Origin of the sequence: Streptomyces sp. NPDC051576 (genome assembly GCF_040681835.1) — a bacterium.
In the GTDB taxonomy this organism is placed as follows: Bacteria; Actinomycetota; Actinomycetes; order Streptomycetales; family Streptomycetaceae; genus Streptomyces.
This window is the reverse complement of record NZ_JBFAZO010000003.1, coordinates 266,659-278,670: the sequence shown is the minus strand read 5'-3', so window position 1 is coordinate 278,670 and position 12,012 is coordinate 266,659. Positions and strand designations below refer to the sequence as shown.

Below are 12,012 nucleotides of genomic sequence, written 5' to 3'. Positions count from 1 at the left end.
AAGAGATGTACGACCCCACAGTCGCCCGACTCACCTACCGGGCCCTGCTCGGCCGGCGCCGGGCCCTCATCCTGGGCGCCCTGCCCGTCCTGCTGATCCTGATCGCCGTGGTGGTGCGCGGCCTCGCCGGCGCCGACGACCAGACCGCGGTGGACGTCCTGGGCGGCCTCGGCCTCGCCACGATGGTGCCGATCATCGGCGTCATCGCGGGCACGGGCGCGATCGGACCGGAGATCGACGACGGCTCGGTGGTGTACCTGCTGTCCAAGCCGCTGAAGCGGCCGACGATCATCTTCACCAAGCTGATCGTGGCGATCGCCGTCACCATGGTGTTCTCCGCGGTCCCCATGCTGATCGCCGGCCTCATCCTCAACGGCAACGGCCAGCAGATCGCCGTCGCCTACACGGTGGCAGCCCTGGTCGCCTCCATCGCCTACGCGGCGCTCTTCCTGCTGCTCGGCACGGTCTCCCGGCACGCGGTGGTCTTCGGACTCGTCTACGCCCTCGTCTGGGAGGCCCTGTTCGGCTCCCTGGTCGCCGGCGCCCGCGCGCTCAGCGTCCAGCAGTGGTCCCTGGCCGTCGCCCACAAGGTGTCCGGCGGCGACCTGGTGACCTCGGACGTCGGACTGACCACGGCGACGGTGTTCCTGGTCCTGGTCACCGCGGGAGCCACCTGGTTCGCCGGACAGAAGCTGCGCTCGCTGACGCTCGCCGGCGAGGAATGACAGGTCCCGATCTTGACGGGGACTTCATCTCTGTCCGGGCACACTGGACAAACGGGGACGCACGGCTAGGAGGACGGGGATGGCTGGAGAGGCAACGGACGGCGCCGGTCAGGCGGAGCCGGGGGACGGCTGGGACCAACAACTGGTCCTGGACGACGAGTTCATACGCTCCGCCGAGACGGCCGAGCCGTCCGCCCGCGCCCGCATGCTCGCGGCCCGCTGGCGCGCCGAGTCGCCCGAGCCACAGCCCTGGCGCTCCGACGAGCCGCCCGCGGGCTGGTTCTTCAGCAAGGCGCGTCGGCGCAGGTGGCGCCTCCGCTAGCCGCCGTACGGCCGCCCTTTTATTCGGTGGCGCCCAACTCGGCGTACAGGCACAGTTGTTGTGTCGACGCCGGATCAGCCGGCGCCACCGACTGGGAGAGGAGCTGGGCGATGTCGATGCACGACAGGACGTCCAACTCCCTTCAGGGCAGCCCGAGGCGGTCTCCGGAGTAGTTACCCCTCCGTCGAGTCGCCCATCACGGGGAGCTGCCCGGGGCGGCCGCTTCGAGCACGCGACGCACTGCGGATGCGTGGGCCGCCTTCCCTGTTGCCCCCATCGCAGGGGGCGAGCCGAGCTGGGGCGGTTGCCCACACCTACGCGAGCAACCGCTCCAGCACCACCGCGATGCCGTCGTCCTCGTTCGAGGACGTCACCTCGTCGGCCACCGCCTTGAGTTCCTCGTGCGCGTTGGCCATCGCCACGCCCCGGGACGCCCACGCGAACATCGCGATGTCGTTGGGCATGTCGCCGAAGGCGATCGTGTCGGCGGCCTTCAGGCCCAGGCGGCGGGCCGCGAGGGAGAGACCGGTCGCCTTGGACAGGCCCAGCGGAAGCAGTTCGACGATGCCCGCGCCCGCCATCGCGACCGAGACGAAGCCGCCCGCGGCCAGCAGGGCCGCCGCGGCGAGTTCGTCGTCCGTGAGGGTCGGGTGCTGGATGTAGATCTTGTTCAGCGGTGCGGCCCACAGCTCGGACACGTCCGAGAGCGGGGTCGTGGGCAGTGGGCCCGTGACCGCGTATCCGTCGCCGACCAGCACCTCGCCCTCCAGGCCGTCCCGGCTCGCCGCCAGGTACAGCGGGCCGACCTCCGCCTCGATCTTGGCGAGCGCCACACCGGCCAGTTGACGGTCCAGGGTGACCGAGGTCAGCAGGCGGTGCTCCCCGGCGTCGTAGACCTGGGCGCCCTGGCCGCAGACCGCGAGACCGTCGTAGCCGAGGTCGTCGAGGATGTGCCGGGTCCAGGGGACCCCGCGGCCCGTCACGACGATATGGGCCGCGCCCGCCGCGGTGGCCGCGGCGAGGGCGTCACGGGTGCGCCCGGAGACCGACTCGTCGGACCGCAGAAGCGTTCCGTCGAGGTCGGTCGCGATCAGCCTGTAGGGGAAGCCGGCGCTCACTTGGCGACCGGCTCCAGGACCTCACGGCCGCCCAGATACGGACGCAGCACCTCGGGCACCCGCACGGAACCGTCGGCGAGCTGGTGGTTCTCCAGGATCGCCACGATGGTGCGCGGTACGGCGCACAGCGTGCCGTTGAGCGTGGCCAGCGGCTGTACCTTCTTGCCGTCGCGCAGCCGCACGGACAGCCGACGGGCCTGGAAGCTGTCGCAGTTGGAGGCCGAGGTCAGCTCGCGGTACTTGCCCTGGGTCGGGATCCACGCCTCGCAGTCGAACTTGCGGGACGCCGACGAGCCCAGGTCGCCCGAGGCCACGTCGATGACCTGGAAGGGCAGTTCGAGGCCCTCCAGCCACTGCTTCTCCCAGTCCAGGAGCCGCCGGTGCTCGTTCTCCGCGTCCTCGGGGAGGACGTACGAGAACATCTCGACCTTGTCGAACTGGTGCACGCGGAAGATGCCCCGCGTGTCCTTGCCGTAGGTGCCGGCCTCGCGGCGGAAGCACGGGGAGAAGCCCGCGTAGCGCAGCGGCAGCTTGTCGGCGTCGAGGATCTCGTCCATGTGGTAGGCCGCGAGGGGGACCTCGGAGGTGCCGACCAGGTAGTAGTCGTCCTTCTCCAGGTGGTACACGTTCTCTGCGGCCTGGCCGAGGAAGCCGGTGCCCTCCATGGCGCGCGGGCGGACCAGCGCCGGCGTCAGCATCGGGACGAACCCGGCCTCGGTGGCCTGTGCGATCGCCGCGTTGACCAGCGCCAGCTCCAGGAGGGCGCCGATGCCGGTGAGGTAGTAGAAGCGCGAGCCGGACACCTTGGCGCCGCGCTCGACGTCGATGGCGCCCAGGGCCTCGCCGAGTTCCAGGTGGTCCTTGGGCTCGAAGCCCTCGGCGGCGAAGTCGCGGATCGTGCCGTGCGTCTCCAGGACGACGAAGTCCTCCTCGCCGCCCACGGGCACGTCCGGGTGCACGAGGTTGCCGAGCTGGAGCGCGAGGCGCTTGGTCTCCTCGTCCGCCTCGTGCTGCTCGGCGTCGGCCGCCTTGACGTCGGCGGCGAGCTGGCCGGCCTTCTTGAGCAGCTCGGCCTTCTCGTCCGCGGAGGCCTTGGGGATGAGCTTGCCGAGCGACTTCTGCTCGGTGCGCAGCTCGTCGAAGCGGACGCCGGACGACCTGCGCCGCTCGTCGGCGGACAGGAGAGCGTCGACGAGCGCGACGTCCTCTCCACGGGCGCGCTGGGACGCGCGCACACGGTCGGGGTCCTCACGGAGCAGGCGAAGGTCAATCACGCGGACCAGGCTACCGGTGCCGGGTTCCGGCTCACGACTCAGCATTCCGAACTGCGGCTTACATCCAGTTATGGGGCAATTGCGAAGAGTGTTGAAACATGTCGGAGCGAGTCAATAAAAGGACGCCTCACTCCCTGGAAGGGGGCAGGTGTGAGGCGGCCTGTTGACTCGAATCCCTTGTGGAGAACGGGACTTGAGGTCGCGGTTGTCCACAGGAATCCACATCCCGGAAGAGTTATCCACAGGCTGTGTGGAAGATCTGTGGATGCCGGAAGTGATCATTCCGAAAGGGGTTCCCGGGTCGAGGAATTCCCGACCCAAACGCCCCTCACACCCACTTTCGGGTGGAATTGCGTCGCTCCATAGGATTGCTCGAAGGAAACGGGTGGACGAAGAGTGACCTACGCGTCGATGGACGCGATCATGGGCTGTAGGGCGATTTGTCGACTGCATCGCACGTCGGTGTCGACTTGTCCCCAGGTCGAGAAGCTTGCCTGTGGATAACTTCTGTGGATAACGAAGATACGCAGGTACTACCGGTCAGAAACGGCCGTCCTGGCAGTGCGCGACCCAGTCGGCCGCCGCCAGGAACTCCTCGTCCGAGGTCCCCGGGAACAGCGGCCGCACCCCGTCCACGCCGACGTCCGCACGCGGGTACGAACCGAGGAAGCGCACCTGCAGACAGATCCGCTTGAGCCCCGTCAGGGCCTCGGCGACCCGGCGGTCGGAGATGTGCCCCTCGGCGTCGATGCAGAAGCAGTAATTGCCGATGCCGGCGCCGGTCGGGCGGGACTGGAGCAGCATGAGGTTGATGCCTCGGGTGGCGAACTCGCCGAGCAGGTCGCGCAGACCGCCGGGGTGGTCGTCGCGCTGCCAGATGACGACGGACGTCTTGTCGGCGCCGGTCGGGGCCGCCGGGCGGGCCGGCCTGCCCACCAGCACGAACCGCGTCTGCGCGTTCTCCGCGTCGTGGATCTCGGTCTCCAGGGCCTCAAGACCGTACCGGGCGGCGGCGAACTCACCGGCGAAGGCGGCGTCGTAGCGGCCCTCCTGGACCAGGCGGGCGGCGTCCGCGTTCGAGGCGGCCGACTCCCAGAGGGCGTCCGGGAGGTTCGCCTTCATCCAGTTGCGGACCTGCGGCTGGGCGGCGGGGTGGGCGGAGACCGTCTTGATGTCGGAGATCTTCGTGCCGGCCCTGACCAGCAGCGCGAAGGTGATCGACAGCAGCACCTCGCGGTAGATCATCAGCGGCGCGCCGGCGACCAGCTCGTCCAGGGTGGTGGTGATACCGCCCTCGACGGAGTTCTCGATCGGCACGAACGCGGCCTCGGCCTCGCCGGCCCGCACCGCGTCCAGCGCGGACTGCACCGACACGTACGGGATCAGCTCACGGGTGGCCGCCTCGGGAAGCGTGCGCAGGGCGACTTCGGTGAAGGTGCCCTCAGGGCCGAGATACGCATAGCTGGCTGGCATGACCTCACCCTAATGGCCCTTGCCAAACCCGGGGCACGCTTCCTGGCCGACCACCCCATAGGGCGACGGGCTCACCCCTCCAGCAGCCGCTGCCCCACGTACTCGCCCTTCGCCGCCCCGCCCGGTACCGCGAACAGGCCGCTCGCCTCGTGGCGGATGTACGTCGACAGGGCATCGCCGCGGTCGAGTTTCCGCTGCACGGTGACGAAGCCGCGCAAGGGGTCGGCCTGCCAGCAGACGAAGAGGAGCCCGGCGTCCGGGGTGCCGTCGGCCGCGATGCCGTCGTGGTAGGAGAAGGGGCGCCGGAGCATCGCCGCGCCACCGTTCTGGTCGGGGCGGGCGATCCGGGCGTGCGCGTTGATGGGGACGACCAGCGCACCCTTCGCGTCGGTCTTCTCCAGGTCCATCGCGGTCGTCTCACCGCCCCCGGACAGCGCGGCTCCGTTCGACTTGCGGCGCCCGATGACGTTCTCCTGGGCGCCGACCGAGAGCTTCTCCCAGTCGTCGAGGAGCATGCGGATCCGGCGTACGACGGCGTAGGAACCGTTCGCCATCCACGCCGGGTCGGTCGAACCGGACGTCGGCACGAAGATCCGCTTGTCGAAGTCGGACTCGGTCGGCTTGGGGTTGCGGGTGCCGTCGAGCTGGCCCATCAGGTTGCGGGCCGTCATGGTGCGGGTCGTCGCGCCCGGCGTCCGGTTGAAGCCGTTCATCTGCCAGCGGACCTTGGCCGCGCTGCCCGCGTCCTTCTGGATCGCGCGCAGGGCGTGGAAGGCGACCAGCGCGTCGTTGGCGCCGATCTGCACCCACAGGTCGCCGTTGCTGCGCGACTTGTCGAGGTGGTCGGAGGAGAAGTCGGGGAGCGGGTCGAGGGAGGCGGGGCGCTGCTTCTCCAGGCCCGTACGGGAGAAGAAGCTGTTGCCGAAGCCGAAGGTGATCGTCAGCGACGAGGGCCCCGCGTCCCGGGCGACATCCGTGTCGTCCTGTGCGGCCGGTTCGCCCGCCATCAGCCGCTCGGCCGTGGTCGACCAGCGGCGCAGCAGAGCCGCCGCCTCCTTGCGGCTCGCGCCCGCCGCCAGGTCGAAGGCGACGAGGTGACCGCGGGCCTGGAGGCCCTCCGTGATGCCGGGCTGATGTTTCCCGTGAAACATTGCCATGTCCGCGCCCAGGGAAGTGAGCGGTGTGGCCCCGGCGGGGGCGGCCGCGTAGCCGACGGCTCCGCCCCCGGCACCGAGGACGAGCCCGGTGGCACCGGCCGTACCGAGGAGCCGTCGGCGGGAAACGCCCTCCCTTGGGGAGGCGTTTTCGGAAAGGGCCTCCCCGGGAGACGCCCCGGGGGATGCCTCTGCGATGGGGGCCTCGGGAATGGACTGGTCAGGCATGGGTGGCTCAGCCGATCTGCGCGTTCTTCTCGACGGTCGTCTGGTCGATGTCGGAGGTCCGCACGGTCACCGAGATCTTCCATTCGCCCGCCATGGGGATCTGGATTCCGTTCGCTGCCCAGTGCCCGGTGGTGATGCGGTCGGGCGTCACGGGCAGCGGGCCGATGTTCTTGGCGGCGAGGGTGAAGGCGACCTTCACCTCGGGGACGTCGAAGGCCCGGCCGTTGGGGCGCTGCACATAGACGTGCATCTCGTTGCCGCCCACCCGCGCGGGGTCGAGGTCGACCCGTATGACGCCCTTGCCGTCCGTGCCTCCGGTGTCGAAGGACATGTCCAGGGTCAGGGCACCGGAGGACGAGGTGGCGGCGGATGAGGAGGAAGCCTTGGCCGCCTTGGCGTCCTCCTCCGTGCGGCCCGGTTCGGTGGTCGTCAGGGCCGTGGTGACGGCGAGGACGACGACGGCGACGGCGGCCTCGGCGAGGACCGAACGGCGCAGCCCGAAGAGGTTCGGATCGGAGTCCCGCAGCCGCTTCTGCCGGGCGGTGTCCACGGCGGCCTGCTGGCGGGCGAGTTGGGCGGCGCGCTTGGAGTCGCCGGTGGCGGTGGATCCGGCAGACGCCTTGGCACCGGAGTCGACCGCTGCGGCGGACGCCGTGACGTGCTCCTTCTCCTTGTCCGGCTCGCGCTCCTCAGCCTGCTCGGAGTCCCCGGCTTCCTTTTCCGCTACGGCCGTCTCGGCCGTGCCCGCGAGCCGTCCGGTCCAGCGGCGGGAGATCGACGCGATGCCGACGAGCAGCGCCACGAGCCCGATCTTCACGAGCAGCAGTTGGCCGTAGCCGGTGTCGGTGAACGCCGACCAGGAGCCGAGCTGGCGCCAGGACTGGTAGATGCCGGTCGCGACCAGTGCTAGGACGCTGCCGAACGCGACGCGCGAGAAGCGCTGTACGGCCACCCGTCCGACGGGGTTGTCGGAGGGGGCCCGGTAGAGGGCCACGAGCAGGGCGGAGAGGCCGCCTAGCCAGGTCGCGACGGCCAGCAGGTGGACGACGTCGACGGGCATCGCGATGCCGGGCTGGAGCCCGGTCGAGGCGTGCTCGGCCAGGGCCCAGCTCGCGGCGAGCCCGGCGGCCACCACCCCGCCGCCGATGGCCAGCCCGAAGGTCAGGTCCCGCTTCTCCTCGTCCTCACGCTTGTCGTACGCGCCGAAGAGCACGGCGATGAACAGCGCGGCGGCGGCGAGCAGCAGCAGCCGGGAGACGAGCGCGGCGCCCGGCTTGGTCTGGAGGACCTGGCCGAGGAGGTTCAGGTCGAAGATGTCGCCGAACTTCCCGGTGGTCGTGTACGAGCCCCGGATGAGCAGCAGCCAGAGCGTCGCCGCGGTCAGCGAGACCCAGCCGGAGACCACCAGCCGCTGGAGGGCGCGCACCCCGGCGCCCCGCTGCCAGCAGGCCAGGACGAAGGCGGCGGCGCCCACCATCACGATGAAGCCGGCGTACGACATGTAGCGCCCGAAGCCGTACAGCCCGCCGACGAGGCCGCCGCCGACGTCCTGGTCGGTCGACGCGGAGACGGTGGTCTTCGAGGGGGCGCCGATCGAGAAGGTGAAGGCGCCGCCGACGGGATGGCTGTCCGCCGACACGACCTGCCAGGCCACTGTGTAGGTGCCGTCGGGCAGCCCGCTGCGGATCTGCACGGCGTACGTCGTCCCGCTGATGTTGGACGGTTTGCCGACGTCGACGCGTTTGCCCTTCGGGTTGAGCACGCGCAGCGAGTCGTCGTTCGTGGCGACCTTCTCGGAGAAGGTGAGCGAGACCTGCGTCGGAGCCTTGTTGACCACCACCCCCGAGGAGGGGTCGCTGCCGGTCAGGGCGGCGTGCGCGGAGGCCGGCCCGGCACCCGCGAACAGCATGCCGATGACGGCCAGGAACAGCAGCACCAGATTGCGGACTCGGGGGGTGATGGTCGTCTTCAAGGTGGGGTCCCTCCCTCAGTGCCCGGTCGTGGGGTTGTACGTGGCCGACTTGACGGGCATCTCAACCGTGAGAGGGCCGGACTTGGCAAAGTGCAGCTTCACGGTCACGTTGTCGCCCTGCTTCAGCGTGTGCTTCAGCTTGTCGAACATCAGGTGGTTGCCCCCGCTCTTGAACACGAGTTGACCGTGTGCCGGCACATCGAGGGACGTCACCTCCTCCATCGCCTGGCCGACCGTCTCGTGCACGGAGACGGGGCCGGCGTCGCTGGTGACGGAGGTCAACTCGTCCTTGGCGCCGCCCTTGTTGGCGATCTCCAGGAAGCCCGCCGCCATGTCCGAGACCGGCTGGGGCATATAGGCGGAGCCGACCGAGAGCTGGGCCTTCGCGTCGTCCGAGCCGCCGCAGCCGGTGAGGACCAGCGCCCCGGTCAGCACCGCGACCGGCACGGCGAACCGCCTCACGGTGTCTCCCCCTTGATGATCTTGGGGAGGTCCTTGGTGTAGTCGTCGACGGTGGTGTCCTGGCCGTAGAGGAGATAGCCGCCGTTGGTCTTGGGGGAGAACGCGACGACCTGGGTGCCGTGGACGGAGACGAGCTTGCCGTTCTTGTCCTTGGAGGTCGGCTCGATGGAGATGCCCAGGGAGCGGGCGCCGGCCTGGATGGTGGCGAAGGAGCCGGTCAGACCGACGAACTGGGTGTCGATGCCCTTGAGCCACTTGCCGAGTTCGGAGGGGGTGTCCCGGGCCGGGTCGGTGGTGACGAACACGACCAGCAGCTTGTCCTGCTCGGCCTTGGGCAGCGCCTTCTTGGCGACCGCGATGTTGTTCATCGTCAGCGGGCAGATGTCGGGGCAGTGGGTGTAGCCGAAGTAGATCAGCGTCGGCCGGCCCTTGGTCTCCGCCCGGAAGTCGTACTTCTTGCCGTGCGTGTCCGTGAGGACCAGGTCCGGCTTTTCGAACGGGGTGTCGAGCACGGTGGCGGCCTGGGTCGCGGTGTCCTCGGAGACCACGGCGACGGGGCTGTTGCCGTCGTCGCCGCTGCCGCAGGCGGAGAGCGTCAGGGTGGCGGCGGCGAGCAGCGCGGCCGCCGCGAACGTCTTCTTGCGCATAGGAAAAATGTCCCAGTTGTGAGAGCTCCGGCGCGCACCGGGGTCGTACGCAAGAGTCGCACGGACCCCTGTGCGCGCCATGAGCGGACGGGCCTCAGACGGTCGTACGCCGACGACCGGCGAGAACGCCGTACGCCACGCCCGCCGCGCCGACGACGATGCCGACCACGCCGAGGACGCGGGCGGTGGTGTCGGAGGAGCCGACGTCCGAGGTGGTGTCGGCGGCGGTGTTCTCGGTCTTCTCGGAGGCGTCCTCGGCGGTCGCGCCGGAGGTGGAGGCGGCGGTGAGTTCGAGCACCGGTGCCGGGTTCTCGGGCTCCTCCGCGCCGTCCTTCTGCACCTCGATCCAGCGCACGACCTCCTTGTCGGAGTACGTCTGGAGCGCCTTGAAGACGAGCTGGTCGGTGTCCGTGGGCAGCATGCCGACGGACACCGGGAACTTCTGGAAGTAGCCGGGCTCGACGCCCTTGCCGGTCGCGGTCCAGGTGACCTTGGTGACGGCCTCGGTGATCGTCTCGCCGTGCATCTCGGCCGGCTTGGCCAGCTTCGACTTGGTGACCTTGACGGTCCAGCCGCTGATCGGCTCCGGCATCACGGAGGCCAGCGGGTGGTCGGTCGGGAAGGTGACCTCCAGCTTGGTGGTCGAGGCGTCGTCGCGCTCGTTCGGGACCTTGAAGTCGACGACCGCGTAGCCGCCCTTGACGGCCGCGCCCTCCGGCTGCACGGAGACGTGCGCGAAGGCGGGGGAGGACAGGACGACCACGGCCGAGCCGGCGACGGCAGCGGCGGCGGCGATACGAGAAGCCTTCATGGAAAGGAGCACTCCACTTCGAGTTCGAGTGAGTTCCGGTGGTGAAGAGGGGGCGCGTGGTTCCCGGCTGAAAACTCGGGCACGCGCGTGTGCCGCACGACGGCGGCCTCTCCACGCACCAGGAAGGAGTGCGGGACGGGGGTCGCGTCGCGTCAGGCGGCGAGTACGTGTGCGGCGGCGGCCGGCGGGCCGCGGCGGATCACCGAGTGCTGGAGTGCGGTGGTGTGCGGCGCGGGCGGTGCGAACAGGGCGGTACGCCGTGGGCGCGGGCCCGCTTCGGGCGCCCCCGGCAGCCCGGCCCGCAGGGCGCGCACCAGGGCGAGCGCTCCGCGCAGGGACCGTACGAGCGCCCCTTCCGCGACTCCGTGCGCCGACAGCTCCGTCAGGCGCCGCAGCGCCAGGTCCCCGTGCCGCAGCAGCCAGCCCGCGGCGAGTGCCGCGAGGACGTGGCCGAGGAGCATGGACAGGGACGGGAACAGGGACATCGAGGAGCCGGCGGAGGTGGACATGGCGTCCGCCGGGTGGTGCATCGCCCCCATGCCGCTCATCGAACCCATCGAGCCCGAGGCCGGCAGCAACCGCGCGTTGGCGAGGATCTGGTGGGCCTGCGCCGGGCTGATCGCCGCCGCGGTGGTCCCGCACAGCAGATGCGCGGCGCGCGCGACGAGTGTGGCGTCGGAGGCCGAGAGGGAGCCGGTCGACACGGTGGTGGCCGTCTGACCGATTCCGAACAGCGTGTGCAGTACGGCCTGTCCGACCGCGAGCAGCGCGACGATCCCCGGCAGGGAGCGCTCGCGCCCGGCGAGCGGCGCCACGACCAGGAACGTGGCGAGGAAGCCCGCGCCCAGGGTCCACAGCGGCACCGTGGCGCAGGAGGCGATCGCATGACCGGCCGCGGCCAGCACGACACAGACCGCGGCGAACACCGCGGCCCGCAGGACCCGGAGTTCACCGCCGGAGCGCGCCGTACGTGGGTGGGGGGCAGTCATGGCGGGCTCATCATCGCACCGGCCTTATCGCCGCCATACGGCAGGTCCGCAACATCGGGACCTCGATGTGTCGTAGATCACGAAGATCACTCTCCGACGTGAGCTACCTCCGGATACACCAATTACGTTTGGGACACATCCCCCATATGGGCGGCATCACGTCAACTCCGTGCTTACACAGGGGCACTGGCGGCAATAGGTATCGGTATGTCGAGCCGCGGCCGGGAGGCTGGAGCATGAGCATCTGGTGGTCACTCCATCTGAGGCGCGAGGCCGCGAGCGTTCCGCTCGCCCGGCGACTGCTCCTCGGCACGATGGAGACCGCGGGCGTCGACCCGGACATCTCCTACGACCTCTCTGTCGCCCTCACCGAGGCCTGCGCCAACGCCGTGGAGCACGGCGGCGACACCGCGCACGGCGCCTCTTCGGAGGCGTACCGGGTCACCGCGTATCTCGACGGGGAGAAGTGCCGGATCGAGGTGGCCGACTCGGGCCCCGGCTTCACCCGCACGCAGTCCGTCCGGCCGGCCCCCAGCGAGGCGGAGAACGGCCGCGGTCTGTGCCTCATCCAGGAACTCGCCGACCATGTCCACATCGGCAACAAGCCGGGTGTGGGCGGCGCGGTGGTGAGCTTCGACAAGATCCTCAAGTGGCGCAAGGACGCGCCGTTGATGGCGGTGTGAGGGCGCGTCCCCGGATGCGGGACGCGGCCCACGGAGCCGTACCGCCCCGACTCCTTCTGCACCGCCGAAGGACAGCGCGAGCGCCTGGAGGCGCAGGTGCGGGAGTACACGGCGGGCCGTCTCGGGGCGAGCGAGACCCAGGCCCGCCTCGAGG

12 protein-coding genes are annotated in these 12,012 nt (G+C 70.2%); 3 read left to right on the top strand and 9 right to left on the bottom strand.

The features are described 5' to 3' along the window. Positions 1-5 precede the first annotated feature (5 nt). Positions 6-725 (top strand): ABC transporter permease, encoded by a 720-nt coding sequence (locus AB0M63_RS11080; protein ID WP_366019173.1) that lies wholly within the window; start codon positions 6-8, stop codon positions 723-725. A 79-nt stretch (positions 726-804) separates the two neighbouring features. After that, positions 805-1,047, top strand: coding sequence for a hypothetical protein (locus AB0M63_RS11075; protein ID WP_355910421.1), 243 nt, complete (start codon positions 805-807; stop codon positions 1,045-1,047). 314 nt (positions 1,048-1,361) lie between these two features. Here AB0M63_RS11075 and AB0M63_RS11070 read toward each other — a convergent pair whose 3' ends face one another. The 9 genes from AB0M63_RS11070 to AB0M63_RS11030 all read right to left on the bottom strand — a co-directional run bounded on the left by AB0M63_RS11070 (position 1,362) and on the right by AB0M63_RS11030 (position 11,175). After that, positions 1,362-2,165, bottom strand: coding sequence for an HAD family hydrolase (locus AB0M63_RS11070; protein ID WP_355910424.1), 804 nt, complete (start codon positions 2,163-2,165; stop codon positions 1,362-1,364). Continuing rightward, positions 2,162-3,439: a serine--tRNA ligase gene (gene serS, locus AB0M63_RS11065; protein WP_355910427.1), complete on the bottom strand. Its 1,278-nt coding sequence runs from the start codon at positions 3,437-3,439 to the stop codon at positions 2,162-2,164. The genes AB0M63_RS11070 and serS overlap by 4 nt, the downstream gene beginning before the upstream one ends. 540 nt (positions 3,440-3,979) lie before the next feature. Next, positions 3,980-4,912, bottom strand: a complete 933-nt coding sequence (gene pheA, locus AB0M63_RS11060; protein ID WP_366019172.1) for a prephenate dehydratase — start codon at positions 4,910-4,912, stop codon at positions 3,980-3,982. A gap of 71 nt (positions 4,913-4,983) precedes the next feature. Next, positions 4,984-6,294 (bottom strand): iron uptake transporter deferrochelatase/peroxidase subunit, encoded by a 1,311-nt coding sequence (gene efeB / locus AB0M63_RS11055; RefSeq protein ID WP_366019171.1) that lies wholly within the window; start codon positions 6,292-6,294, stop codon positions 4,984-4,986. Positions 6,295-6,301: 7 nt separating this feature from the next. Then, entirely contained in the window at positions 6,302-8,266 is a 1,965-nt protein-coding gene (locus tag AB0M63_RS11050) for a copper resistance protein CopC (RefSeq protein WP_366019170.1), read from the bottom strand. Positions 8,267-8,281: 15 nt separating this feature from the next. Continuing rightward, the gene (locus tag AB0M63_RS11045; RefSeq protein ID WP_366019169.1) at positions 8,282-8,728 is read right to left on the bottom strand and encodes a copper chaperone PCu(A)C; all 447 of its coding nucleotides are present in this window, start codon (positions 8,726-8,728) and stop codon (positions 8,282-8,284) included. Continuing rightward, positions 8,725-9,375: an SCO family protein gene (locus tag AB0M63_RS11040; RefSeq protein WP_366019168.1), complete on the bottom strand. Its 651-nt coding sequence runs from the start codon at positions 9,373-9,375 to the stop codon at positions 8,725-8,727. The genes AB0M63_RS11045 and AB0M63_RS11040 overlap by 4 nt, the downstream gene beginning before the upstream one ends. A gap of 94 nt (positions 9,376-9,469) precedes the next feature. Next, on the bottom strand, positions 9,470-10,186 hold the full coding sequence (locus tag AB0M63_RS11035) for a YcnI family protein (protein ID WP_366019167.1): 717 nt from the start codon (positions 10,184-10,186) through the stop codon (positions 9,470-9,472). Positions 10,187-10,338: 152 nt separating this feature from the next. Beyond that, positions 10,339-11,175, bottom strand: a complete 837-nt coding sequence (locus AB0M63_RS11030; RefSeq protein ID WP_366019166.1) for a hypothetical protein — start codon at positions 11,173-11,175, stop codon at positions 10,339-10,341. A 236-nt stretch (positions 11,176-11,411) separates the two neighbouring features. Here AB0M63_RS11030 and AB0M63_RS11025 point away from each other — a divergent pair, with 236 nt between their 5' ends. Beyond that, positions 11,412-11,858, top strand: a complete 447-nt coding sequence (locus AB0M63_RS11025) for an ATP-binding protein (protein ID WP_355910452.1) — start codon at positions 11,412-11,414, stop codon at positions 11,856-11,858. Positions 11,859-12,012 lie beyond the last annotated feature (154 nt).